Source organism: Psychrobacter sp. NG27, assembly GCF_016106655.1.
GTDB lineage: Bacteria > Pseudomonadota > Gammaproteobacteria > Pseudomonadales > Moraxellaceae > Psychrobacter.
On the sequence record NZ_JADGIN010000001.1, the window covers coordinates 714,779 to 741,176 of the forward strand.

Here is a 26,398-nt window from a genome sequence, read left to right on the forward strand (position 1 = left end):
CACAGTTAATCAAACTGGCCATGGGTGTTTAAGTGTTGGTCTAATACTCAAAAACAATGTTTAATAGTGACACTTGATAACAATAAAAAAGCAGCGCCGATTGATTGGCGCTGCTTTTTTATGACTGGGGTTCTATGACTGCAGTTTTACGAAGGGTTCTGTGCGTGTTAGCGTGGTCGACCTTGATGATTATCAATATTGTTTTGTTCAATAAATTCATTTACTTGGGCTAAGCGCTCAAGGGTACCCACATCTATCCAATTGTCGGTAATGACTTCAGCGGTAACCTGAAACTTAAGCATGGCTTGTTTGAGCAGTGGTGCCAACGCGGCAGGCTGACCTGATACTAGCCCTTCTACCAATTTCGGCGACATGACGCTGATACCCGCAAAGGTATGCTTGTCTGCATCACCAACAGGCTGCTCACTAGCAAGACCGTTATTGATAGCAAAATCACCGCCATCATTGTGTTCTGGGTTGTCAATCAGTAGTAAATGTGCGCGCTGATCAGCACCTAATTCGTAGTCTCGCAACTGAGCAAGATCATAGGTCGTCCAAACATCAGAGTTGACAAGAATAAATGGCTCGTCTCGTAACTTACCTGATTGTAATGCCTGAAAAATACCGCCCGCTGTTTCAAGCGGTTCATCATCTTCCACGGACCAATGCAGTGTGACCCCATATTGAGAGCCATCACCCAGCGTGTCCATGAGCTTGTCTGCAAGCCATGATACATTGATGGTAATATCGGTAATACCTGCCGCTTGTAGCGCTTTGATGTGCCAAACAATGAGTGCCTGTCCGCCAACTTCAACCAACGGCTTAGGGGTCTCAAGTGTCAGTGGACGCAGGCGGGTACCCTTACCAGCAGCCAAAATCATGGCTTGCGTAATGTTAGGCGTAGACATAGCATTCGACATATGCGCTCCTTGTTGTATTGTCTTAATGTTCAGTTTTTCTGATACAGCTTATAGCGAGGCAATCTCAAATTTATTTTGATACGCAGGTAGAACAGTATCTTGCAACCATTGATTAAACGGTAGCACTGCCTGTTTTATCTCATCGCTACCCTGCTCGGCCAGCCAGTTTAACTCGGTAATCAAATCACGCATCACTTTAGGGATGTCAGCCAAATAGCGGTCTTTGCCATCTCGCTCAGATAGTCGAATAAATATGCCTAGCACCTTAAGGTGACGCTGTACGCCCATCACATTCATATCGTTTTCGAGCTGGGCTACTGTGTCAGTGGTGGCGATGGCTCTTTGCTGTTGCAACTGCCAAAAATCATCAACCCATCCAGATATTTGACTCTCTGACCAGTCAACATACGCGTCGCGTACTAATGAGACCAAATCATACGTATAAGACCCGATCACAGCGTCCTGAAAGTCAATCACACCCAATCGTGAAGTATCTGCTTGGTCTTGCATCAAGTTGCGACTGTGATAATCGCGATGAACAATGACCTGTGGCTGTTGTAAAATGTCCGTCATTAACACTGACTTCAGGTTGCCCCACACTGCTGTCTCTGGCTCTACGCCAACATAAGGCATGAACCACTCACTAAATAGGTTCATTTCGCGATCCAATAACTCAGCATCATAATCTGGTAGCTGGTACTGAGATTTTGCGGTCTCAACTGGCACCGTTTGTAGGTCAGCCAATGTCTGCATGGCCAATTGATAATGTTCATTAATCTGAGCAGGTGCCGCACCGGTGAGCAAATGAGCAAACTCTACTGTGCCAAAATCCTGTAGCACCAAAAACCCTTTATCCAAGTCTTGGGCGACAAAGCTCGGCACATTGATGGCAGGTGACATCAGCTCTGCAACATTAATAAACTGGCGCATGGCATCCTGCTCATCAGCAGAATCCATCACAATATAACGCACATCTGCTGTTTCCTGATTGTCTGAAAACTGAATGCGATGATATCGACGTGCACTTGCATCACCAGGTAGACTGTCTAAGACAAAAGGTTTGTCTGCAAATACTTGCTGCAGCCAATATTTTAATTGCTGATTACGCTCATGATTGTTATCAGTCATGTCAGTTTCTAAAGAGATTTTATCAGTCATAATGGGCATCGCCAGTTAAATATAAGTCATAAATAATTAAAGTAGTGATAAGTCAGGCAAATACTTGCTAAAATAGTGACATCTTACGCTGTCATAGCAACGGTGACAGTCATGTTAAGAGGTGATTCAAGCGCTAGCGCTAAGCCAAAACTTTATACTCAGAAAAAAACAGTTCAGCTATATTACAAATTTTGGTAAATAGTGTAGCTGATTTGGTTTTTTTTGACTATGATTAGTCGTCATTATATGTAAAACGCCCATATTCTTGAGATAGCATGCTCAGTGAGCAATGGTTGCTTTCTCATTCTCAGCGATACACGGTCAGACACTCTTTATCGGTATTGTTATTATTAGACAATACAGCGACTCATTTATTAACGTAATCTGCAGTAACACAGTTTGTCGTAATACAATGCTCAGTAACGCAATCCAATAGGCTCTGCAATCATAGGTGTGCCCTTGTTATATTCTCCGCTTTACCAAAGCATTCGCTTGATTTTATTCGGTGCACTAGGCTTATCCAGTCTAGCTGTGAGTGCTGCCATCAGCGATGCTGACACGCAAAATACCGAGCCATTGATTACTGATAGTACCAACAGCTATTCTGATGTCTCAGCTGACACCAGTATCAGTCAAGATAGCTTTTTAACAGACGATACTGCCTCAGATGACAATCTAGGCAATGACGATACATTAGAGATAACTCGTATAAATAATGATGCAGATGCGCTAGCTGCTACTGATATGGTAGAGCCTGCTGCACAGCTCAACGATCAAACGCAAGGCAATCGAATAACCAGTACTCAAGCAAACAATGATATCCGTATGGATGACGTTGTCATACCTACTGCTGTAGAGACCACTAAGCGTACGCGCAAAAATGGTAAGCTTGACTTTAATGATGAGAGTATTCAAGCCAGCCTGATGCGCTTGGCAGAATTTTATGAGTTGACGCCAGACACCGATGCCTCAACATTAAATAACATCGACAACACTGCGGTGTCTGACAGAGATCGTAATTCAAATACGTCAGTATCTCATTCATTGACCCCTACTGCACAGACCACGCCAAAGGTAGGTCGGGACTTGCAGCTATTGCCGCACTCAGTCGACAGTGCACAGCGCTGTGAAGGTCAATGGGTCTACCCAACCAGCAACCCTAACTATCAGCGGGCAGTGAACGAAACAGGTGGCGCAAACGGACAGCCTGTGCCTAATGTCAGCGATGTCCCTAACAATCAAGCGCCTTTATTTGCAGAGTCAGATTATAGTTACTACAACAATATTAACTATGCTGAGCTGTCGGGCAATGTCATTGTCAATCAGGGCAAACAGCATATCGAAGCAGAAAAAGTCATGCTCGATTTGAGCAATGGCATTGCGGCGGCACAAGGCAATGTCATGTTTACTGACAAAGCCATCGGAAAAACCGCGCAGCGTAGTAACGCTCAAAACCAGCGTAATGCTAAAGGCAATGCGTCAAGAAGCCTGAACGATAAAGCCTCACAAGGTGGCTTAATTGGGGTTGCAGACAGCCTAAATTACAATACTGAAACGGGGCAATCCACCGCAAACGATGTGGCTTTTGCTAGCGTTGATTTGCAAGCACACGGCTATGCCAAACACTTGAACAAGCCTAGCGACAGTGAGTATGAGCTGGATCAAGTCATGTTTAGTACGTGTCCACCAACCAACCGTAAATGGCAGTTTGAAGCTAAGAGTATCGATTTAAATACAGATACCGGTCGCGGCGAAGCCTATAACACGACTTTTCGAGTGGCTGACATACCCGTTTTTTATCTTCCCTACTTTAACTTTCCGATAGACAGTCGTCGCAGTAGCGGATTTTTATTGCCGAGTGCCAGTGTCAGTAGCGAAAGCGGTCTTGAGTTAGATGTTCCTTACTACTTCAATCTAGCGCCCAACTATGATGCGACGCTCAACACGCATATTTATACTGATCGTAACCCTATGGTCTCAGGTGAATTCCGCTATCTGACAGAGAACTACGGTGAAGGTATTTTTAACGGCTCGTATCTGCCAAATGACAAAGAATATAACGACGAAGACCGTAAGAGCCTTTTTTATGATCATTCTTGGTCATCAAAAAGCATTCCTCGGTTAAGCGGTGATGCCGAATACAACTATGTATCAGATGCCGACTATGTGAATGACTTTGACACTCTAGGTCTATCTGACAGCACCATAAACTTGCCACGCCGTGCTCGAGTTAATTATTACAATGACTATGTCGATGGCGAACTAAAGGTAGAAACATTTCAGACGCTAGACGCCTTTACTGATAATGGTGAAGCACTAGAAGACAAAGACAAACCGTACTCACGACTGCCGCAGCTCAAACTTGATTACCGACTACCGTGGGCAAAGAATTTTGATATTACGGGTGTACATGACTCTGCCTATTTCAAAAAATCTATCGACGATGGCTCTGAAAACGAAAAAAGTGGCGTGCGCATTTATAATAAGCTAAGTGCCGTCTATCCGATGCAGACCTCTTGGGGTTATGTTAAGCCCAAATTAAGCTTGCAGCATCTTTACACCTCTTATGATGAGGATAGCTTAGCAGACAATGATCTGAGTGAAGAAGATGGTAACCAGTCTGTATTTGTCCCGCAAGCCAGTATCGATGCCGGTCTGAACTTCTATCAAGCAGGGTCGCCTTTTGGGGTATTTGACGATACCATGGGTGGGTATCGCCTGCTGAGTCCACGAGTAAAATATACCTATTCACCTTATAAAAACCAAAACGACATCCCTAACTTTAATACTCGTATTGCTTCTATCAACTACGAACAGCTGTTTTCAGACAGTTGGTTCTTAGGCCATGATCGTTTGCAGGATTTGCACTCTATCACGCCTGGTGTCAACTATCGTTACATCGATGCAACGGGTGTGACACGTTTTGATGGTAGCATTGCTGAGCAGTTCTATATGGATGATGGACGTGTAACACTAGATGATGATCAGCCTGTCTTTACCTCTTCTTCTGGAATGGTATGGGATACTAGCACTCAACCTTATAATAATTTTTGGATTGATGTCAGTGGCGCGCTGACCAACAGCTATGATTTGAATTATGTGACAACTGAACTGCGCTATCAGCCATCAGACAACAGCTTGTTCAATGTGGGCTTTGTCAAACGCCAGCGCGATGAAAACACAGATCAGTTGCCGCTATCGGCATTTACTGCATCCGCTGTTTTCCCCATCAATAACAGCTGGCGGATATTGGCTCAAGGTCAATACGATTACAATCGTAATAAGATGCTTGATTCACTGTTCGGTGTTGATTATGAAGACTGCTGCTTTGGTTTTGCCGTGTATGGTCGCCGTTACTACAATGACCTAAATGTCAAAGACGAGCCCACACAAGCCATCATGGCAGAAATCAGATTGAATGGTCTGGGTAGCGGTAGTAGTCGCTTGACAAGACTACTTTCTGACAAGATTTTAGGGTTTGAACCCGTACAAACAGCTTGGAAAGACTAAGCTTGAAAAGACTAAGACAGCATTACTTATAACGGTATTTGTAAGACATTATTTCTATCCCTATTATGTATGATGGGCAACGCTGCCAAATATTTTACTATTTAAGCGTATTGGATCGAGTTGATTGACTACTATCCGATACAATGATATTGATGAGGAACTTCATGAGATTTTTTTCTTTAGGTCAGATCAGCCAAGCAGTATTGTTATCTATGAGTGCCAGTCTTGCACTGACACTAAGCGCTCACGCGGCCACGGTAAAGCCTGCTGTCGCTAAAGCATCGGCCACTACTGAACAAAGCTCTGTCAACCGTTTGACACCTGCCAACAGTACCGATGGTATCATTGCTTTGGTCAATGAAAACGCTATCTTAAAGAGCGAATTGATCGATGCAGTGGCACAAACCCAAGCTCGCGCCCAAGCCGCAGGAGAGCCGATTGCAAACTCAGCACAACTGCAAACTGAGGTGCTAAATGCCCTTATTTTGCGTGAACTACAGCTGTCGCTGGTCAAACGTAACGGCTTATCACCTGACGATGCTGACATCAATCAGCGACTTAGTCAGATTGCTAAAGCTGAAGGCCTAAATAGCATCTCAGAATTGCAGCAACGTCTAGATGCCACTCAGCCTGGCAGTTATGCTGGTCTACGTGCCAAGCTAATTGAAGATACTGCTATTCAGGAATTACAACAGCGTCAAATCACACGTCGAGTACGTATCAGTGAACAAGACATCGATGCCTTTTTGGCCTCGCCTGAAGCAAAACGCTTAAACCAAAGCGAATATCAAACTGTGCATGTGCGCGTTCCTTATATGGACGACTATAGCCGCCTATCAGAAGCTCAGCGTGAAGAAGCACTCAAAGTCGCACAAGCATTGCGTACTCGCCTGCTTGAACCCAATGTCGATGTCGCCGCAGCCGTTACAGCGAGCCAAGGCAGCTATCCTATCCCGCTACAAGGCGGCGATATGGGCTTTCACAAAGCCGCTTCTTTACCAACAGAGCTATCAACTCAAATCACCAAACTGGATGTGGGCACGGTCAGCGAACCCATATTGACCCCAGAAGGTATCGACATCATCAAGCTTGCAGACAAAAAAGCCAGCGATAAAATGCTGATACCGCAGTGGCATACTCGTCATATCTTGGTCAAAGTAGATGAGCTACAGACGGATGCACTGGCTGAGCAAAAAATCAATGATTTGTATGAGCAACTGCGTAATGGTGCTGAATTTTCTGCTCTAGCATCGACCTATTCAGATGATCCAGGGTCAGCGGGTCGCGGTGGGGATCTTGATTGGGTAAGCCAAGAAGATATGGTCGGCCCATTTGAAACCGTGATGAAAAACACAACGGTTGGCGACTACTCTGCACCCTTCAAAACCCAGTTTGGCTGGCATATTTTGAAAGTAGACGAGACACGTCAACAAGATGTTAGCGAGCAGTACCGTCGCAATATGGCCCGTCAAGCGTTGTATCAACGTCTAGCGCCGCAAGCCAAAGAAGACTGGCTACAAGAGTTACGTGCCGGTGCATACGTACAAGTAGTTGGCTAAGAAACAATGAATCGCTGAAATAATGAAAGGGTATATGCAAATGCATGTATCCTTTTTTGCAAAGTATATAACGCGATAAACACACATAACACCAGCATGCATAAACCAGCCATTTATAAGTTAAAACTTACGCACAAAGAAAAGCTCCGAACCTAGGGCGATTGGTTCGGAGCTTTTACACTTCACGTTATTATTATTATCTTTCTTCCTTGTCGACTCATCCTAAGTCGCGAACAGTAATATAAGACAGTGGGCTGACCTGCGCTTTATTAGTACCATCTCAACACTGTATCCTTACGTATCCTTGTGTTGATGGTTGCTATTATAGGTCAATCAATTTGGTAGGAATAGAAGCTAAAGACCTTATTTAGCGTAAGCATATGCTTACGTGACAGTGGTAAGTTTTATGTTTTTTCAACGTACGAGCCATAGCCTATTTTAAACAAAACGGCGCTGCTCTTGCCGATGCTCTTCTGAAACCTTTTTACCTTCTTTTTTACCCTCGTGTATTTTGTGATCTGTCTCTTTTATATCATTGGCTTCTGCAGTAGGGGCATTCCCCTCTTGCTGGCTGGCCTCTTCTGGCTCGTACTGCAAAGTTGTCATCACAGGAAAATGATCGGAACCTATCGACGGCATACGCTTGATATCTACCACCGTAAAACAAGCACTATGGAAAATATGATCCAATGCCCAGCGCAAAAACGGGTATTTGACATGAAAGGTATTGATAAAGTGTCGACCAATACGAGGATCTAGCAATCCAGAAATGCGCTGAAAACGGCGAGTGGTTTTTGACCATGCCACATCGTTTAAATCACCTGCCAATATCGCCGTTTGATCGTTTTCTTTTATATGCTTACCAACCATCAGTAGCTCAGCATCACGCGTGGTTGATTTGTCCGCTTCTGTTGGACTCGGCGGCATAGGATGCAAGCAATACAACCAAATCACTCGACCACTTTGCAGACGCATTTGCGTATGAATGGAGGGTATGTCATCAATGATCAAATACTTAATGTCAGGATCTATCAGCTCAAGCTTAGAATAGAGGTGCATGCCGTACAGATTATCAAGCGGCACTTTTACCGTATAAGGATAGTCAGACTCGATTTGATGTAAAGCTGCCTCCCACTTTTTATCAGTTTCTAAAGTAATCAAAATATCAGGCTGTTTTTGCTCAACCAACGCCACCAGTTTTTGTGTGTCATCATTAGGGGTAAGGACGTTTGATACCATGATTTTTATATGATGTGCTTGCTTGTCCGATTTGTCCTTTGCTTTTTGAACCTCTTTTTTCCATAATTTGGTATAAGGCAGTATCATTCTCAATTGAAACGCCAAAGTAATACTAAGCACAATAAACAGCGCCCACTGCCCGGTCTGCCACTCTGACCAAAACCCTAGCATACCAATCCACGCAACGATGCCAAGCACCATGATCTGAATACGTGGAAACTCAACGCCACGTACCCACCAGTTATCAAGTGGTATCCAGCCCCAAATCGTGACAAATGCGATGAATCCTGCCAACCACTGTATACCGTAATAGAAGAGTGAGAGATCCATAGTAGTTACTAACCGTTTGTTAAAGTGATAATAATGCCAATAACGACAGACATCATGAGCTAAAAGATAAACAACAGCGGAGCAAAGCATGTCAAAAAATGAGACTCAGTCTCGTGCTGTCATCTATATATTTTGTCTAAGATTGGCTATTGATTGTAGATAGTGAAGGTTACTGTAGCATTTCATAGAATTTTCGCCTACTGGTGAATAACGATACTATGGCAATGACAATAAATAATTACAATGCTAGTGCTATCTCAATTGACAGTAATAACTTAAAGTTATAGTGAACATAGTTAATTGTGCATGAAAAACGACCAAATAATGGCCAAAACGTCTTGCTTTTTTAGGCTATTCACGGCATTGTTACTGGTTGACGATGCAACAAATAACTGTAAATAGGATTGGATTTCATGAGTAATTTGACAGTAGGCTTGGTAGGCTGGCGCGGTATGGTCGGGTCAGTATTAATACAACGTATGCAAGAAGAAAACGACTTCAACGGCATCACACCTGTATTTTTTTCAACCAGTAATGCTGGCGGCAATGCGCCCACATTCGAGGGTATTGAAACCAGTCAACTAAAGGATGCTCATGATATTGAAGCACTTGCTGCTTGTGATGTGATTATCACCTGCCAAGGTGGCGACTACACCTCAAAAGTGCATCAGCCTCTACGTGATGGTGGTTGGAGTGGTTATTGGATTGACGCGGCAAGCACACTACGTATGAAAGACGACAGCATCATCATTCTTGACCCTGTCAATCGTACTGTCATCGATAACGCTTTAGCCAGTGGCACAAAAGACTTCATCGGTGGTAACTGTACCGTGTCATTAATGCTGATGGCTATCGGGGAGTTGTTTAATAGAGGCTGGGTCGAATGGGTCAGCGCCATGACGTACCAAGCCGCTAGTGGCTCTGGTGCCAACAACATGCGCGAGCTCATCAGCGGCATGGGCCTATTACATGATGCGGTCAAAGACGAGTTAGCTGATCCTGCTAGCGCCATTCTTGAAATCGACAAAAAAATCGCTCAGACTCAGCGTTCAGCGGACTTTCCTACTCAGTATTTCGGTGTGCCACTAGCAGGTAGCTTAATCCCATATATTGATGTTCAGTTAGAAAACAAACAGTCAAAAGAAGAATGGAAAGGTGGTGTTGAGACCAACAAAATCCTTGGTAATTCTGAAGCTGATAAGATTGCTATCGACGGTATGTGTGTGCGCGTCGGTGCGATGCGCTGCCATGCACAAGGCTTAACCATCAAGCTCAAAAAAGACATTCCATTAGAAGAAATCGAAGCGGCGCTGAAAAATAGCGGCAATGAATGGTTGGACTTGGTAGAAGATGACAAAGAAGCCACGATGAACCGCTTAACGCCAGTGGCTGTCACTGGTACTTTGACTGTTGCGTTAGGCCGTTTGCGTAAGCTCAATATGGGTCCTGAGTATCTAGGTGCATTTACGGTTGGCGACCAACTGCTATGGGGCGCAGCTGAACCCTTACGCCGTATGCTTAATATCATCCGCGAGCAAAAAAACTAGACAAGCTACCCAAAACCTTGAATAAAAAAAAGACAGCGATTGCTGTCTTTTTTTATGGGGCTAATTTTTATAAACCTATGAATCGTTAAAGCAGATAAATAACATACTTATTAAAAATAATATCTTTGAGCTGCAGCTACTATTTCGGCTCGTAGGCAATCATTACCTCATTGCGGCGCAAAAATGGTAACGTCCAAGGTGGGTTATAACGTGCCAATTCAGGCCCGCCTGTAGGCGTTAGATTCTGGTCTTGCATCCATGTCTGCAACGCTTCGGTTTTTTCCGCTACTTTGTCCTCTCCTGCGAGCCAAGAGAACTTAATCACACCATAAGTCTGTGCAGGCACTTCAATAATCTCAACATTTGGATTATTAGGCTTTGGTAACGTTTGCATCGTGTATTGACTAGGCATAGTGAACTGCACGCGCCACTTCCCATCTTCCTGCTGCATACTCACTGGTGCTGTCATCGCGATTTTCTGTGAGTCGGTCTCACTTTTTTTATTATTAGGCTGCATGGTCACAGGCGCTGTCATGCTAATTTTACTACTGCCACCCGTTGGTGCTGTATTATTACCAAAAATATAGTCCGCTAATACTTTAAACCCTTCTCGACTGGCGGAATCTTGGTCACCACTCACCCACGTTTGAGCCACGAGCTGCTCGTCATAACGACGCAGCTCAAAGTCGCCTGTTTGCGACAATAACGTGTACTCTGGCTCTTCTGTCTCAGCGGCCATCGCTCCTTTTGATATCAATAATAATCCGCCCATTAATAATAAATAACCTGTCTTTTTCATATTATTTCCCTAATTTCTTAAAATGTCGTCTAATGATGGTCTGATGACTCTGACTGCGCCACCTGTATGATTGGTACTTTATCAATGACGACACTTGCTGTCTGTGTCTTTTGGGATGCTATCTGTGTTTTTTGGTTATGACGAAGCGATATTGACCAAAGTGCGTATCGAGCGTATACCGATGACACCTAATATCTAGAGTCAAATAACGCTAAAACGGGTACAAGGTAGCCGAATGATAATGGTACAAGTAGTACATTTAGGGAGGGTAACGCCGTAGCAGTTCAGTGATTCTCTGACTATATGTCCAAAAAAACCGCTAACAATGCTATAATTATCGCCATTTTCATAGCGTAAATAGTGATAATCATATGCAATTTGTCTTACACAAAACGGCCATCGGTGACACACGTGCACGCCGTGGTACCGTTCATCTCAATCATGGCGACGTGCAAACGCCTGCTTTTATGCCTGTTGGTACTTATGGGACGGTCAAGGGTATGCTGCCACGCGATATCGAGGCCATCGGTGCGGATATTATTTTGGGCAATACCTTTCATCTATGGTTACGTCCAGGTACCGAGGTGATTGATAAGTTTGGCGGCTTGCATAAGTTCATGCATTGGGACAAGCCTATCCTGACTGATTCAGGTGGTTTCCAAGTATTCAGTCTGGGTGCCATGCGTAAAATCACCGAAGAAGGCGTAGATTTTAAATCCCCTATCGACGGTGCTAAGGTATTTCTGTCTCCAGAAAAATCGATGCAAATTCAGTATAGCTTAAACTCAGACATCGTCATGCAGTTTGATGAGTGTACGCCATATCCTGCCACTCATGACGAAGCCAAAAAATCGTTAGAGTTGTCGCTACGTTGGGGACAACGCTGCGTGGATGAGCACAACAGACTGGGCAGCACCAATGCCTTATTTGGTATCGTACAAGGCAGCATGTATCCTGATTTGCGTCAGCAATCACTTGAAGGTCTGCTAAATATTGGCTTTGATGGTTATGCTATTGGTGGTCTATCTGTTGGTGAGCCCAAAGATGAGATGATGGATGTCCTAGACTATCTCCCTGATGATATGCCAGCAGATAAGCCGCGCTATCTGATGGGCGTTGGTAAGCCTGAGGATTTAGTTGAGGGCGTACGTCGCGGTGTCGATATGTTCGACTGTGTGATGCCAACGCGTAACGCACGTAATGGTCATTACTTTGTCACAGGCGATACAGACAACGCAGGCGTAGTACGTATCCGTAATAGCCAGTATCGCAACGACGAAGGCCCACTCGATCCTGAATGCGACTGCTACACCTGTCAGAACTTCAGCCGAGCTTATCTCTATCATCTTAATAAATGCAAGGAGATGCTGGGTGCACAGTTGGCTACTATTCATAACTTACGTTACTACCAGCGTTTGATGCAAGGCATGAGAGATTCCATTGAACAAGATAAGTTTGATGAGTTTGTCGTCGAGTTCTATACTAAGCGTGGTCAAACGGTACCTGAGCTGAACTTGCGCTAACGATGGCTCCATGTATATTTTTTAAGATATAAAATCAAAAATGCCAGTCAGGAAAACCTGACTGGCATTTTTTTATTCACACGTTCATTAGCTATTAGCGACTAATAAATATGATCATCTGGCAATTCACTCATAGGAATGTCAGGATGCTTTCTTAGATGCAAAATTGCAGCAATCAAACCGCCCCAGATAAGCAGCATTGAAATAATCATAAAAATAATGGCTGAAGTACTCATAATAAGTTCCTATTAAAATTTTAATCTGATTAGCGAGCATCATCAAGTAAGCGTGATTTGTCATCCTCATCATCGTATCGACCTTTGATACGAGTCATTATGAATGCACCCAATCCAAAGAATACCACAACGCCCCAACCAAAGAATAATAGGATAGAGGTTGAATATCCCTCATAAGGCTCTCGAACCAAATCGATCAGCTTTAGACCCAAAGCAATCGTAAGGACAGTCGGTGTAATAACCGTTAGCATAAATACCCAAGCACCGCCAAGTTTGACACTAGAAATACGGTTGATATGATCAAGTAGGCCTGGGATCTTTTGGCGATTAAACCAAGTGACGCTGACAATTGACAGCAGACCACCAGCGACAATACCGATATTGTTGGCGAAATGATCGATCACATCGACCAATACCAGCGAGCTGCCGGTAGAGAAGGCAACAATAGATATAGCAGCACAAACACCACCAATCACCGTAACGGCTTTTTTGCGTGACCAGTCAAATTTATCTTGGAAGGCAGAAATAGGCACTTCAAGAATACTAATCAAAGAGCTGATACCTGCAACCACTAACGATCCGAAGAATAAGAAACCAACGAAATCACCACTGGCACCCATCGTAGAGATGATTTTTGGGAATACAAAGAACGCCAGTCCAACACCACCACTGGCCACTTCTGCAACATCTTGGCCTGTTGATACTGCCATAAAACCAATGGCAGCAAAAATACCGATACCTGCGATAAGCTCAAAAGAAGAGTTGGCAAAACCGACAACCAAGCCTGCACCGGTGAGGTTTGTGTTCTTTTTAAGGTAAGAGGCATAGGTAACCATGATACCAAAACCTACTGACAGTGAGAAAAACACATGGCCATAAGCGGCAAGCCAAACGTTAGGATCTTTCATTTTTTCCCAATTTGGCTCAAAGAATGCGTTCAAACCAACGGCAGCGCCTGGTAAGCTCAGCGCTTTGAATACCATGATACCGAACAGTACAATAAGTAATGGTATACAGATTTTGTTGGCAAGCTCAACACCCTTACGGATACCGCCAAACATAATCAACATCGCCAATGCCCAAACAAGGATAAGACCTATAAACATCTGCGGTACAAATACCGCGTTTAGATCCCCTGTGTGTTTGATAAAGTCACTGACAAAGAAGGTTGTCGTATCCTCTCCCCATTTCTGGCCAAAAGAGAACACCATATAACTGCCTGCCCAAACGATGACGGCAGCATAGTAAATGGCAATGACAAAGGAGACGAGAGTCTGCCACCATCCGATAAACTGAGCAGACTTCACCATCTTTTTATAAGCGCGCGGCGGCGCTGAACGATATTTATGCCCAATAATATAATCTAAAAACAGTAGTGGAATACCTGCCGTGAATAAAGCGATCAGGTATGGCACCATAAATGCACCACCACCATTATCATAAGCCACATATGGAAAACGCCATATATTACCCAATCCTACAGCTGAACCGACAGCGGCGATAATAAACCCCGTCCTACTAGACCAATTTTCCCTTTGCTCTGCCATGCGACGCTCCTAAAATTCAATAGTAATTCCCTTTAAGCTATCAAACTCATTGAAAGTCTAAGACAGATACTTAAAGAGACTACAGATTAGCGGTTGGTTAAAATAAGTTACTAGAGTCTAACAATATATAACTAGGAAGTTTCTGCTAAGCGACTAAAAAAGTCAAGTGCTCATAAACATAAAAGGCCATAACAATTGGTTATGGCCTTTAGCAATATCATCTCTCACTGATAAAAGTTTGGTACATTAAAAGTGCGAAATACAATACCTTCGCTTACTTTTTATAGTGCCTCAATACGTGTTTAGCGTACTACACCGCGGCGACTCTTCTGTAAGGAGTCAATGAGCAACTGAATTTTTGGCTCTTTTGGCAGCATCTCATTACTCAAAACCTCAAGCGCTTTTACTGTCGTCAAGCCCGATCTGAAAATTGTACGGTAGGCTTCGCGTAAAAAATTGATGGTCTCTTTTGACCAGCCTTTACGGCGCATGCCTTCAATATTGAGTCCATGCGCTTTTGCCGGATTGCCAGATACCATCGTAAATGCAGCAACGTCTTTTAGAATTAAACTGGCACCGCCAATCAAACTATAGTCATCTACTGTACAAAACTGATGAATACCTGAATTACCACCGATAATCGTATGATCACCAATGGTCACATGTCCTGCTACACCGACATTATTGGCCAGTACATTGTGATCGCCAATCAAACAATCATGTGCCACATGCGTATTGACCATCAGTAAGTTGTGACTGCCAATTTTGGTTAGCTCGCCATCTTGAGCAGTGCCACGATGTAAGCTGCACGCTTCACGAATTGTATTATGATCACCAATCTCAAGCCAAGTACGCTCACCCGCATACTTCAGATCCTGAGGATCTTCACCAATGCTGGCAAATTGATAAATTTGATTGTGCTCACCGATACGAGTCAGCTTAGTCACGACCACATGACGATGCAACACCGTATGTGCACCAATTGACACCTCGTCACCAACGATACAATAAGGACCAATAATAGCAGTCTCATCAATCTGCGCAGATGGGGAGATGAGTGCTGTGGGATGAATCTGACTCATAGTGTGGACCCTTGTATCATTTAATACGAGTAAATAGTAAGCAAAACACAACCCATCTAGCCTAACCATAAGGCTAATCATAAGCTGCGTTGTCAAATATAACTGCTAGTTCTAGTTGTTGTAGTCGATCTAATATAAGTTTGCATGCACTTTGGCTTACTAAAAAATTAAGCCTCTTTCGCGTCTTTGACCTTTTGCTGCTCTTGACGTGCAATCATAACTTGAGCGCTAGCGGCCAGCTCGTCCTCGACATGCACAGTACAATCAAATTTATAAATACCATGTCTCTGCATCACTGTTTTGGCACGAATAATCAGCTGATCACCCGGAATCACACGACGCTTGAAGCGAACTTTATCAACCCCTGCAAAAAGATACAAATAGCCATCTTCTGCGGTTAATCCAGCACTGATAAACCCAAGCACACCTGACACTTGTGCCATTGCCTCTACCATTAGTACGCCTGGCATGATTGGCTCGTCAGGAAAATGACCGTTGAAGAATTCTTCATTAATCGTCACGTTTTTGATACCAGTAATGCACTCACCAGGGGTGCAACACACAATTCTATCCACCAACATAAAAGGATAGCGATGCGGCAGGTAGTGCTTAATAGTGTGGTAAGTTAATGGCAGCGTCAGACCTTGCTCAGCCAAGCTTTTAATGTCTTCGTCAGTTGGGGTATCTATGTTATTGCTGTTCATAAGGATGCTTCCTTGCTGTATCTTAAGTTTTTTTATTGGGTTATAGGGCAATCAGTTATTGCCGAGCTGGCGAAAGCGTACAGCCGCACGTCGCCAATTGGCAGTGGGCATTGCAGCAGTGCCAGAGGAGTATGATCCAGCTGTTTTTATGGATTTGGTGGCCATGGTCATACCAGACAAAGTCACATCATCGGTGATATCGATGTGGCCCGTAATACCGACCGCACCGCCGATGATACAGCGTTTGCCAATAGTAGTACTACCTGCAATACCTGTTTGAGCAGCGATAGCAGTCCCATCACCGATACGTACGTTATGTGCCACTTGTACCAGATTATCAATAATAACATGGTTGCCGATGACCGTATCATCGATCGCGCCACGATCAATGCAGCTCTGACTACCGATGCGTACATGATCACCGATGATCACACGGCCTAATTGAGCAATACGCTCCCAGCCTGTGGTACTAGGATCTTTGGTAGGCGCAAACCCAAACCCTTCAGAGCCGATACTGACGCCCGCATGCAGCCTCACATGGCTTCCAATACTGCAGTCGTGCCCGATAACCACTTGCGACTTAATCACACAATCCGTACCAATATTGGAATTAGCCTCAATGACCACGTGAGCTGCGAGTGAACTACGAGCACCCACTTGCACATTGTCACCAATCACGCAAAAAGGCCCAATACTGACCTGCTCACCAATGATCGCGCTATCAGCGATCACAGCGCTAGGGTGAATGCCTTCAGACAGTGACTCACGGGCAAACAACTGACTGGCAGCAGCATATGCCAAATAAGGGCTGGCAACGACTAAGGCGATTGAATTATTAGGTACTTGGTCACGATATGCCTCGGTGACCAATACAGCACCTGCCTGACTACTGGCCAAACTAGTGATGTAGTGCGGGTCTGCCAAAAAGCTGAGTTGCTTTTGATCAGCAGTCGTCAGGCTACCGACGCTAGTGAATGGTTGACACAATTGCTCAGCATGTATTTCAGCCTTGTTAACCACAGGCTGACGCTGCTCAATTCGAGTGATAAGCTGCTCAATCGTTATCATAATTATTATTAATAAAGTAGGGTTATAAATGAAACGGTCGTCAAAATAACCATGTGTTTTGACGACCTACTAGACGTGATGATCTTTTGTTTGAGCCCTTAAACGAACCGGATCAAACAGCGTGAATCAGGGATGACTTCTTAGAATGTATTACCAATCTGGAATTGGACTTTTTCAGTCTCATCACCTTCTTTATCCCCGAAAGGTACGGCATAGCTAAGTGATATCGGCCCAATTGGCGTATACCAAGTAATACCAGCACCCGCACTATAGCGGAAGTCATTGTCTTGAGTCAGTAATGGCACATCTGAGTCATTGAAAGTTCGATCTTCTTTGTCAGACGTATCAAATACCTGACCACCTTCAGCAAACAACACAGGACGTACTTGATCTGCCCAATCACCTTTAAATGGCATTGGCAAAATCAGTTCAGCACCGAACGTTGCTAGAGCGTTACCACCGACCTCTTCTGCGGTAAAGGTTTGATTATCTGGATCAGTGACCGCGTCATAATAGACTTGTGACTTAGGGCCTAGGGTAGATGACTCGTAACCACGTACTGAGCCGTAGCCTCCAGCATAAAAGTTTTCGTAGAACGGCAAGTCGTTACCATAGCCAAGCTTGGTATAACCACGAGCGACGGTACCTTTATACAGTGGGTAATATACGTTACCACTATAGACGAGTTTTTGGTAATTGGCATCACCTAGACCGATGGTCGCGTCAACTGCGTGACTCATCCCTTTGGTCGGGAACACTGGACGGTCTAACGTGCTGTAGTCCCAGCCAAGTAACAAGTTATAAGTTTGGTAGTCGTTTTTAAAGGTCGAAACGCCATCAGTATCATCGTCAAATGTTTGTGTGCCACCATCATCTAGAATCTCTTGAACATTAGAGATTCCCAAGTATCGACCGCCACGCACTTTAGTATTATCAACATTGATACCCGCGCTCACACGCTTGGTTTCATCAACAGGATAACTGTAATTAAGCGTCGCACCATATGAGTCAGTCACATAATTACTGACGTTATCATCATCATATTTGGTTTTGCGATAGTATCCGCTCAGACCTTGCGAGACACCGTTTTCTGTAAAGTACGGGTCAGTATAGCCCAAGCTATAAGAATCACGCGTTTCTGAACGTGATAACGCCGCTTTGACACGATTACCGGTACCCATAAAGTTATTCTGGGTCAGATCCAACTGAAAGGTCACACCGCCACTCTGTGAGTAACCTGCCGCAATAGTTGAGCTACCAGATGGCTGCTCTTCTACCGTATAGCTCACATCAACTTGATCTGGCTGGTTAGGAACTGGCTTCACATCGACATTGACAGCTTTAAAGAAACCTGTACGCATCAGGCGCGTGCGTGACAATTGGATTTTTTCACTTGAGGCAAGTGATCCTTCTAACTGACGCATCTCACGGCGTAATACTTCGTCTTGAGTTTTGATATTGCCCGTAAAGTTAATACGGCGAACATAGATGGGACGCGCCGGATCAATATAGTAATCAATATCGACCATTTTGGTCTCGTCATTGATACGAGGTACTGGTCTTACTTGGGCTAGGTAATAACCCTCATTACCATAGCGACTTTTGAGCGCTGCTGTCGTGGCATCTAGTTTGGCTTGTGAGTATTTTTCATTAGGGTCAAACGTTACCAGCTCTTTTAGCTCATTGGTATCAAACGTTGGTTTACCCAAAAAGTTTACATCACCAAACTGATATTGCTCACCTTCAGTCAGACTGACTTCGACAAACACACTGCTTTTATCTTCACTGATATTTAGTACCGCATTATCGACTGAAAAGCGCACATAGCCATCATTTTGATATAGGGCTTTTAGGTTTTCTAGACTGGCCGCCAGCTTTTCTTGAGCGTAACGATCAGACTTTGATAACAGGCGTGTCCAAGACGATTCTTTTACGGCAAAGACGTCTTTAACCTCTTCATCACTAAAGTGCTTGTTACCAATAATATTGATATCGACCACTTTAGAAGGCTTGCCTTCGATAAAGCGCACGTCCAGCTTGACACGGTTGCCATCAAGCACGGTTTGGTCTACTTCAATATTACTGTTGTAATACCCTTGACTGATATACTGCTGCTGCAATTCGTTGGCCACGCCTTGTAGCGTAGACTGCTTTAGTACATCGCCAGCAGAAAGACCCGCATTCTTCAGTCCCTGCTCAAGTCCCTCTTTTGGAATGAGCTTATTGCCCTCAAAGGTAACCTCAGTAATGGTCGGACGTTCAACCACATCAAACCTTAGCTGACCGCCTTCGACACGGCTTTGAATATCGGCAAAATTCTCAGTAGCATATAGCGCCTTAATACTGGCGGCTAAGCGACTGTCATTTACCGTATCTCCTACCGTAATAGGTAAGACCGGATAGAGGCTATCAGGGGTTAAGCGTTGTAGGCCGTTGAAACCGATGTCAGTTACTACAAATTCTGCAGCATGAACTGGCATACTCATCATCGCTACAACTAACGGCAACCCAGCCGCGCTCATAAATAAAGGCGTACGCATAAACACTATCCGTCAATAAAAAATTGCTTAAGTTAAGGTAAAAAGTATATGTTGTCTAGCCCGTTTCGCACAAAGTCGTAACCAATGTGTGGGTGACTCAGAACACTTTATATAAAATGCATCACAAAATAAACTAAAAATTACGATTAGTACAGAGACCGCGACACAAAGTATTGCGTGTATCATAACAACAATTGAGGCCTAGCAGTCGTAAAACCATTAGTATATCGTGCTTTATCAAAGATACTATCGACAAATCGACTAAAACAGCCGGCTGATGTCATTACCAATTGCTAACACCATGAAACCTGCCAGTAAGACTAGCCCGATGTTAAGACCCACCATTTGCACTCCGTCCGAGAGTGGCTTACCTCGTATTAACTCAATCAGGTGATAAACGATATGACCACCGTCCAGTACTGGGATGGGCAACAGGTTTAGTACCGCCAGACTCAAACTGATTAAAGCCGCCGTAGACAAGACCATTTGCCAACTGATATCAAAGCTTTGTTTGGCCACTTTGGCAATAGTAATAGGACCTGACAAATTATCCAAACCGATCATACCTGACAGCATTTTTCCCATTGAGCTGACCGTCATAACGGCTAGCTGTTCTGTTTTTTCAAATGACTTAACCAGTGACTCACCAGGGCCATAAGCTACCGTGGTTTTATAGGCATCAGGAATGACGATCTCTGACTGCTCAACCATCGCACCGATTTGCCCATAATCATTGCCTAGATTGTCTTTTTTACCTTGTGGCATGATCGCTAACTGCACAACTTTGTCATCACGCAATACGGTAAAATTCAGTAACGTCTCAGGGCTATCACGAATGATACGTGTAGCACTGATCCAGTCTTTGATAGCTTCATCATTAATAGCCGTGATACGATCACCAACCTGTAGACCTTGGCGGCTAGCAGCACCATCAGGTGTTAAGTCGCCGACAATCGGGGCAATATCAGGTTGCCACGGCAGCATCCCAAAACTGCTCAAGGCATCTTTGCCCTGCGCATCGCCCTGCATAAAGTCGGTTATGGGTGCTTGATAGGTTTTAGTTGAGGGGTTGCTTTGAGCATCCGCCTGTAGCGTGATACTGACATTATCCGTTTCGCCCATACGCCCAGCGAGGCGATAGTTTATCCCTTCCCACGTCTGAACGTCATGCCCATCGATAGCGACGATTTTATCACCAGCCGGCAGTTGTGCGATTGCTGCAGGTGTGCCTGGTAATACACTGCCAATTTTGGTTGCTAATTGTTCAGATGGAGTCATAAACAATACCCAAAACAAAGTGATAGCAATGATGAAATTCATGATAGGACCAGCAGCGGTAATCGCAATCTTCTTGAGCGGATGCTGATGATTAAATGCCAGATGCTTCTCATCTTTGGCAACCTCACCTTCACGCTCATCGAGCATCTTGACATAGCCGCCAAGCGGTAGCGCAGAGATACGATAATCAATGCCACTCTTTTTGCTCGTCCAGCCAAATAATTTGGGGCCAAAACCGATAGAATATGTCAACACCTTGACACCGCAAAGCCGCGCTACGATGTAATGACCCCATTCATGTAGGGCAATGAGTGGCCCTAATACAAATATGGCCGCAAGAATCGTTAATAAAAACGTCATGATTGTTTCTCAGTATTGTCTCTTAGCATCTTTATTAATTGCTGTATTAAAGCATGCTGAACATCGTCTTTTGACTATAGTCAAGTCTATATAAATCCGCTACATCGTCATCCTCGCTAAGCATACTAATGTATAACTTGCACTCGGTTTCCTTGTATCGAAATTATATTGAACCTGACTATATTCGTTTTTCAACTAGAGGCTTGTATTATGCTTTGGCTATCATTGTGCTAACTTCATCACTAACTTGTCAGTAAGATGACGCGCTATCTTATCAATGGCTAATATGTCTTCTATATCAGCCGCCACGCTTAGTGGTGGCAGCTGTATATCCGTTAAGGCTTGCTCATTGATGTCTGCAATATCAGTTAAGCGAACTTGTCCATTTAAAAATGCAGCCACTGCGACCTCATTGGCTGCATTTAAGACAATAGTCGCCTGCGTCCCTGCTTGCATAGCTTGGCGAGCCAAACGCAGACAGGCAAATTTTTGCAGATCAGGTTCGATAAACTCCAAACCACTGAGTGCATACAAGTCTAACGGCTGCGAGCCACTGTCGATACGGTTTGGGTAGGCAAGCGCATGTGCAATGGGCGTTTTCATATCTGGACTGCCGAGCTGCGCTAAAAAGCTGCCATCGCTGTATTCTACCATTGAGTGAATGATGCTTTGCGGATGAATGACCACATTTATTTTGTCTTCGGGCAAATCAAATAAATGACAGGCTTCGATCAGCTCAAGCCCCTTATTCATCATCGTCGCCGAATCTACGGATATCTTTTGACCCATTGACCAGTTTGGATGTTTGACCGCCTCTGCCACACTTGCCTGCTGCATTTGAGCAAAAGACTGTTGTAAAAATGGACCACCTGACGCCGTTAACCACAGCTTTCGTACACCGTGTTCTGACTGGTGGATTTGGGTGTTGTCTTGCTGAATAGAGGATGGCAGACACTGAAAAATAGCATTGTGCTCAGAGTCGAGTGGCAGCAAAGTAGCATCATGCGTTTTGACTGCATCAATCATGACCTTGCCTGCCATCACCAAGGCTTCTTTATTGGCGAGCAGAATACGCTTGCCTGCACGTGCAGCTGCTAAGGTAGAAGGCAAGCCTGCTGCTCCTACGATAGCCGCAATCACTGTATCGGTTTGTGAGTCGGTCGCAATCTCTATCAGCCCTTGCTCACCGCCTACCACGTCGATATCCAGACCTGCGCTACTGAGACGCTTAGCAAAATCATCGACCGCTGCTGTCGGCACGCTTACGCGCTTGGGCAAAAACTGCTGACAAAGCGCAAATAATTTGTCCAAACGGTGATGGCCTGATAAAGCATATACTTCATACTGGTGCGACTGTGCCGCTAAGATAGCTAACGTGCTATCACCAATCGAGCCTGTCGCGCCTAGTACGGCGATGCGTTGCGTCATAACCAGTGTTGCCTATGATACTTATAAATAAAAGAAGAAAATAAATACGGTGTGATAAACATCAAAAAATGTAGCGATACAGAGTGAGAGGCAACTTATAAAATGGCAAGCGGCCTATACCCTATCACTCTATACCACGATTAGGCCAAACTGTTGTATCGCCCAAAAACCCAGTGCAAATATCGGTGTTGCTGACAATAGCGAATCAATACGATCCAGTATGCCCCCATGGCCTGGCAAAATCGTACCGGAGTCCTTTACATCAGCGCGGCGTTTGAGCATCGACTCAAACAAATCACCCAGTACAGAAGCCAAAATCGTTATCGCTGATAGTGTGACAAACGCAATCAGCGGCATACCTGTCAGTTGCAGCTTAAAGACACTGATCGCAATCACGACTAGCAGACCTGTGACCAGACCACCTGCCAATCCTTCCATGCTCTTATTAGGTGAGACATTGGGTGCCATCTTTCGGCGACCAAGCTTACGACCGACAAAATAAGCGCCGCTGTCTGCACACCAGACTAATAAGAATACATAGAGTAGCCACCATGCCGATAGCTGCCAGAGATAAAACATTGCGGTGATTGACGCGGTCAAGATAACCACACCCATCAGAGCCAGCTGCTTACCATACCATCTCGTCTGTGTCGGGAAGACCCTGACCCAAGACAATGCCATCAGCCATATAACGAGTGAAGCCACCCACCAAAACAGCCATGTCACCTTAAATATCAGCGATATGAGGGTTATCACTAAAACCATTAGCACGAATACTACAGGCTGACGCCATTTGGGCATTAATTTAGCCCACTCATGCGCGGCGATAATCACGCCAACGGCCAAAAGTGGCGCAAATAAAATAGGCGTTTGGCTCGCAAACATTGCAATACCAACGATAATAACGAGAACAATAGCCGTCTTAATTCGTTGCCACATACTTATCGAGCCTTATAATAATGAATAACATCGGGTCAAAAATGCAGTATAACAGCCAATCAACCATAGCCTACTGATAGCGATTGACACCAATTAAAACGGTTTATCACATCACAAGCAAGCAGTATTCATCACCGCCCGCATATAAATGATATCGTCTTGAGGACGAATATTTTACTATTGCTGTTGTTCGATGACTATCTGCTCACTGGTTTTTCCAAAGCGGCGTTGACGCTGGGCAAACTCTGTCACCATCGTCGCCAGCTCTTCTGCTGCAAAGTTTGGCCATAGTGTCGGAGTAAAAAAGAGTTCAGCGTAAGCAGACTGCCACAATAAAAAATTGGACAAACGGTACTCACCGCCAGTCCGTATCAGCATATCTACCGCTGGCGTGTCTGCCAGTTGCACGTACTCACCCAGCATCTCTTTATCAATATCTTCGGCGTTTAGCGTCCCCGCTTGCACTTGCTGCGCCAACTGCTTGGCAGCATGCGCAATATCCCACTGTCCGCCATAGCTGATCGCAATCACCATGGTCATGGCCTCAAACGCTGCGGTCTTTTCTTCAGCATCTGCCATCAAAACTTGTAAGTCATGACTGAGTTGACTGCGGTCCCCAATAAAACGCAGGCGAATGCGATGCTCATTCATCCGAGGCATTTGATCATGGATGGTTGAGGCCAATAGCTGCATGAGTAACGCCACCTCACTGGGTGGACGTTGCCAGTTTTCACTAGAAAACGCAAATACGGTCAGCACCTCTATGCCTTTATCAACACAGTACTCAACGATGGGATCTAGCGCGTCTTTGCCAGCCACATGTCCTTGGCCTTTACCCAAATCATTGGCTTTACCATAGCGATTGTTACCATCCATAATGATGGCGATATGACGAGGAAGAGTAGCAGGAGCCAAAGCGGCTGAGGTAGACATAGGCGAGAGTACTTATTGTTAAGGTAGAATAATAATAACGTGCATAGCAACGATTAAAAAGTGCGATATAGGCAATTCACAAACTTACCATAATAAAAATCTGAAAATCGAAATATTATGGCAGGTAAAATATAGTGCATATAATAGTAAAAAGCCAATAGCAATGAAGTATTGGCTGTCTACTATTAAGGGTGACGCGTAACCAGTTATTGTGATAAACCACAATAAACAGTCTTAAACAGCCATTAAGTCAGTTTCTTTTTTGCTCAAACGGCTATCGATGGTTTCGATATATTTGTCAGTGATTTTTTGGATATCATCACTCGCGCGGCGCTCGTCATCTTCTGATATCTCTTTCTCTTTTGCCAAATCTTTGATGTCGTTCATCATGTCGCGGCGAATATTACGGATAGAGACTCGGCTACTCTCTGCTTCACTGCGCGCAAGTTTTTGCATATCGCGGCGTGTTTCTTCTGTCAATGCTGGCATTGGCACACGAATCACATCTGCGGTCATTGGGTTTAGACCCAAATCTGCTTCGCGAATTGCTTTATCAATGGCTTGTACCATCGTACGGTCAAATGGCTGAACCAATAATGTGCGTGAATCTTCAACGTTGACACTGGCTACTTGGTTAAGTGCCGTATCAGAACCGTAGTAGCTGACCATCACACCTGACAGCATACCTGGATGGGCACGACCTGTACGAACTTTGCTAAAAGTGCTTTCAAGCGCTTCTAGTGTTTTTTGCATGCGTGATTCGCCGTCTTGCTTAATCTCTTTGATCATTGTGTGTCCTTATTTATCGCTATCGATAAATTCTTTATTGTTAACTATGTAAGGTTTTAATTGTCTAAGCAACTGGCTATTGACCAATGATTGCTATTTATCTACCTGAATGCTGTCTGATTAATGAAAAACACGGGTGCCTTCATTTTCGCCCATGATGACATTTAATAGGGCATTGGGTTTGGTCATATCAAACACTTGTAGCGGTACGTTATGCTCACGGCATAAAGCAATGGCTGTCAAATCCATCACGCCAAGTTTTTGCTCTAACACTTCATCAAAGGTCAGGCCATCATACTTAACCGCATCAGAATGCAGACTTGGGTCTTTGTCATAAACGCCATCTACTTTGGTGGCTTTTAGGATCAAGCCCGCTTCGATCTCAATACCGCGCAAGCAAGCAGCCGTATCAGTGGTAAAGAATGGATTGCCCGTGCCTGCGACAAAGATACAAACCTCACCGTTTTTGAGATAACGAATCGCATTACGACTGCTATAGCTTTCGGTCACTTCACCGATTGGCAAGGCTGACATCAGGCGTGTTTTGATATTGCGGCGCTCAAGCGCATCACGCATGGCAAGACCGTTCATCACAGTCGCAAGCATACCCATTTGATCGCCCGTCACACGGCCGACCAGACCTTCTTTTTGTAATTGGGCACCGCGATATAGATTGCCACCGCCGACCACGATACCCACTTGGACACCCAATCCACGTAAATGAGCGATAGACAAGCTCATTTTGTCGAGCACTTCGGTATCGATACCCATGTCTTTGCTACCAGCCAAGGCTTCGCCTGAGAGTTTTAGCAAGATACGAGCGTAACGCGGGTTTTTGTCAGACATGAGGTCACCTTTTATCATTGAATTATAAAGAACATTATCGGTAAAATACAAATCGAGTTTGCC

The 26,398-nt window shown here is 44.5% G+C and carries 20 protein-coding genes; 4 read left to right on the top strand and 16 right to left on the bottom strand.

All coding sequences use genetic code 11. The features are described 5' to 3' along the window. Positions 1-167: 167 nt before the first annotated feature. Both murU and IP485_RS02830 read right to left on the bottom strand, forming a co-directional pair. Entirely contained in the window at positions 168-920 is a 753-nt protein-coding gene (gene murU, locus IP485_RS02825) for an N-acetylmuramate alpha-1-phosphate uridylyltransferase MurU (protein ID WP_227686376.1), read from the bottom strand. A 48-nt stretch (positions 921-968) separates the two neighbouring features. Further along, positions 969-2,078, bottom strand: a complete 1,110-nt coding sequence (locus tag IP485_RS02830) for an aminoglycoside phosphotransferase family protein (RefSeq protein WP_198325886.1) — start codon at positions 2,076-2,078, stop codon at positions 969-971. 459 nt (positions 2,079-2,537) lie between these two features. Between IP485_RS02830 and IP485_RS02835 the strand changes: the two genes are divergently transcribed. Further along, positions 2,538-5,588, top strand: a complete 3,051-nt coding sequence (locus IP485_RS02835; protein ID WP_198325887.1) for an LPS assembly protein LptD — start codon at positions 2,538-2,540, stop codon at positions 5,586-5,588. 164 nt (positions 5,589-5,752) lie between these two features. Beyond that, positions 5,753-7,147, top strand: a complete 1,395-nt coding sequence (locus IP485_RS02840; RefSeq protein WP_198325888.1) for a peptidylprolyl isomerase — start codon at positions 5,753-5,755, stop codon at positions 7,145-7,147. A gap of 438 nt (positions 7,148-7,585) precedes the next feature. Here the strand turns inward: IP485_RS02840 and IP485_RS02845 are convergent, their stop codons facing one another. After that, positions 7,586-8,716 (bottom strand): endonuclease/exonuclease/phosphatase family protein, encoded by a 1,131-nt coding sequence (locus IP485_RS02845; RefSeq protein WP_198325889.1) that lies wholly within the window; start codon positions 8,714-8,716, stop codon positions 7,586-7,588. Positions 8,717-9,129: 413 nt separating this feature from the next. Here IP485_RS02845 and asd point away from each other — a divergent pair, with 413 nt between their 5' ends. Then, a complete protein-coding gene (gene asd, locus IP485_RS02850; protein ID WP_198325890.1) occupies positions 9,130-10,263 on the top strand; it encodes an aspartate-semialdehyde dehydrogenase in 1,134 nt (377 codons plus the stop codon). A 139-nt stretch (positions 10,264-10,402) separates the two neighbouring features. Here asd and IP485_RS02855 read toward each other — a convergent pair whose 3' ends face one another. Next, complete coding sequence (locus IP485_RS02855) at positions 10,403-11,062, bottom strand: SOUL family heme-binding protein (RefSeq protein ID WP_198325891.1); 660 nt, start codon at positions 11,060-11,062, stop codon at positions 10,403-10,405. A gap of 371 nt (positions 11,063-11,433) precedes the next feature. Here IP485_RS02855 and tgt point away from each other — a divergent pair, with 371 nt between their 5' ends. Beyond that, on the top strand, positions 11,434-12,585 hold the full coding sequence (gene tgt / locus IP485_RS02860; RefSeq protein WP_198325892.1) for a tRNA guanosine(34) transglycosylase Tgt: 1,152 nt from the start codon (positions 11,434-11,436) through the stop codon (positions 12,583-12,585). A gap of 101 nt (positions 12,586-12,686) precedes the next feature. On the opposite strand, the gene IP485_RS02865 is transcribed toward tgt, so the two are convergent. From IP485_RS02865 to pyrH, 12 genes are all read right to left on the bottom strand, one after another. Next, positions 12,687-12,821: a methionine/alanine import family NSS transporter small subunit gene (locus tag IP485_RS02865; protein ID WP_194362890.1), complete on the bottom strand. Its 135-nt coding sequence runs from the start codon at positions 12,819-12,821 to the stop codon at positions 12,687-12,689. Positions 12,822-12,850: 29 nt separating this feature from the next. Continuing rightward, a complete protein-coding gene (locus IP485_RS02870) occupies positions 12,851-14,368 on the bottom strand; it encodes a sodium-dependent transporter (protein WP_194362889.1) in 1,518 nt (505 codons plus the stop codon). Positions 14,369-14,670: 302 nt separating this feature from the next. Next, complete coding sequence (lpxA, locus tag IP485_RS02875; protein WP_197175334.1) at positions 14,671-15,450, bottom strand: acyl-ACP--UDP-N-acetylglucosamine O-acyltransferase; 780 nt, start codon at positions 15,448-15,450, stop codon at positions 14,671-14,673. Positions 15,451-15,617: 167 nt separating this feature from the next. Then, on the bottom strand, positions 15,618-16,154 hold the full coding sequence (fabZ, locus tag IP485_RS02880; RefSeq protein WP_194362887.1) for a 3-hydroxyacyl-ACP dehydratase FabZ: 537 nt from the start codon (positions 16,152-16,154) through the stop codon (positions 15,618-15,620). Between the two features lie 51 nt (positions 16,155-16,205). After that, positions 16,206-17,222, bottom strand: coding sequence for a UDP-3-O-(3-hydroxymyristoyl)glucosamine N-acyltransferase (gene lpxD, locus IP485_RS02885; protein WP_198325893.1), 1,017 nt, complete (start codon positions 17,220-17,222; stop codon positions 16,206-16,208). Positions 17,223-17,362: 140 nt separating this feature from the next. Then, positions 17,363-19,762, bottom strand: coding sequence for an outer membrane protein assembly factor BamA (gene bamA, locus IP485_RS02890; RefSeq protein WP_198325894.1), 2,400 nt, complete (start codon positions 19,760-19,762; stop codon positions 17,363-17,365). A 261-nt stretch (positions 19,763-20,023) separates the two neighbouring features. Beyond that, positions 20,024-21,400: an RIP metalloprotease RseP gene (rseP, locus tag IP485_RS02895; protein ID WP_198325895.1), complete on the bottom strand. Its 1,377-nt coding sequence runs from the start codon at positions 21,398-21,400 to the stop codon at positions 20,024-20,026. 222 nt (positions 21,401-21,622) lie between these two features. Beyond that, positions 21,623-22,828: a 1-deoxy-D-xylulose-5-phosphate reductoisomerase gene (ispC, locus tag IP485_RS02900; RefSeq protein WP_198325896.1), complete on the bottom strand. Its 1,206-nt coding sequence runs from the start codon at positions 22,826-22,828 to the stop codon at positions 21,623-21,625. Between the two features lie 129 nt (positions 22,829-22,957). Continuing rightward, positions 22,958-23,767: a phosphatidate cytidylyltransferase gene (locus IP485_RS02905; RefSeq protein ID WP_198325897.1), complete on the bottom strand. Its 810-nt coding sequence runs from the start codon at positions 23,765-23,767 to the stop codon at positions 22,958-22,960. Positions 23,768-23,944: 177 nt separating this feature from the next. Continuing rightward, complete coding sequence (gene uppS / locus IP485_RS02910) at positions 23,945-24,700, bottom strand: polyprenyl diphosphate synthase (protein ID WP_198325898.1); 756 nt, start codon at positions 24,698-24,700, stop codon at positions 23,945-23,947. A 234-nt stretch (positions 24,701-24,934) separates the two neighbouring features. Continuing rightward, the gene (frr, locus tag IP485_RS02915) at positions 24,935-25,489 is read right to left on the bottom strand and encodes a ribosome recycling factor (RefSeq protein WP_197175324.1); all 555 of its coding nucleotides are present in this window, start codon (positions 25,487-25,489) and stop codon (positions 24,935-24,937) included. A gap of 120 nt (positions 25,490-25,609) precedes the next feature. After that, on the bottom strand, positions 25,610-26,335 hold the full coding sequence (gene pyrH, locus IP485_RS02920) for a UMP kinase (RefSeq protein WP_194362879.1): 726 nt from the start codon (positions 26,333-26,335) through the stop codon (positions 25,610-25,612). Positions 26,336-26,398 lie beyond the last annotated feature (63 nt).

Coding starts and splice junctions, on each gene's coding strand:
- lpxD (WP_198325893.1), bottom strand. CDS start 17,222: ATGATAACGATTGAGCAGCTTATCACTCGAATTGAGCAGCGTCAGCCT.
- uppS (WP_198325898.1), bottom strand. CDS start 24,700: ATGTCTACCTCAGCCGCTTTGGCTCCTGCTACTCTTCCTCGTCATATC.
- tgt (WP_198325892.1), top strand. CDS start 11,434: ATGCAATTTGTCTTACACAAAACGGCCATCGGTGACACACGTGCACGC.
- frr (WP_197175324.1), bottom strand. CDS start 25,489: ATGATCAAAGAGATTAAGCAAGACGGCGAATCACGCATGCAAAAAACA.
- bamA (WP_198325894.1), bottom strand. CDS start 19,762: ATGCGTACGCCTTTATTTATGAGCGCGGCTGGGTTGCCGTTAGTTGTA.
- rseP (WP_198325895.1), bottom strand. CDS start 21,400: ATGACGTTTTTATTAACGATTCTTGCGGCCATATTTGTATTAGGGCCA.
- lpxA (WP_197175334.1), bottom strand. CDS start 15,450: ATGAGTCAGATTCATCCCACAGCACTCATCTCCCCATCTGCGCAGATT.
- pyrH (WP_194362879.1), bottom strand. CDS start 26,335: ATGTCTGACAAAAACCCGCGTTACGCTCGTATCTTGCTAAAACTCTCA.
- IP485_RS02840 (WP_198325888.1), top strand. CDS start 5,753: ATGAGATTTTTTTCTTTAGGTCAGATCAGCCAAGCAGTATTGTTATCT.
- IP485_RS02865 (WP_194362890.1), bottom strand. CDS start 12,821: ATGAGTACTTCAGCCATTATTTTTATGATTATTTCAATGCTGCTTATC.
- IP485_RS02855 (WP_198325891.1), bottom strand. CDS start 11,062: ATGAAAAAGACAGGTTATTTATTATTAATGGGCGGATTATTATTGATA.
- IP485_RS02845 (WP_198325889.1), bottom strand. CDS start 8,716: ATGGATCTCTCACTCTTCTATTACGGTATACAGTGGTTGGCAGGATTC.
- murU (WP_227686376.1), bottom strand. CDS start 920: ATGTCGAATGCTATGTCTACGCCTAACATTACGCAAGCCATGATTTTG.
- IP485_RS02905 (WP_198325897.1), bottom strand. CDS start 23,767: ATGTGGCAACGAATTAAGACGGCTATTGTTCTCGTTATTATCGTTGGT.
- asd (WP_198325890.1), top strand. CDS start 9,130: ATGAGTAATTTGACAGTAGGCTTGGTAGGCTGGCGCGGTATGGTCGGG.
- fabZ (WP_194362887.1), bottom strand. CDS start 16,154: ATGAACAGCAATAACATAGATACCCCAACTGACGAAGACATTAAAAGC.
- IP485_RS02870 (WP_194362889.1), bottom strand. CDS start 14,368: ATGGCAGAGCAAAGGGAAAATTGGTCTAGTAGGACGGGGTTTATTATC.
- IP485_RS02830 (WP_198325886.1), bottom strand. CDS start 2,078: ATGACTGATAAAATCTCTTTAGAAACTGACATGACTGATAACAATCAT.
- ispC (WP_198325896.1), bottom strand. CDS start 22,828: ATGACGCAACGCATCGCCGTACTAGGCGCGACAGGCTCGATTGGTGAT.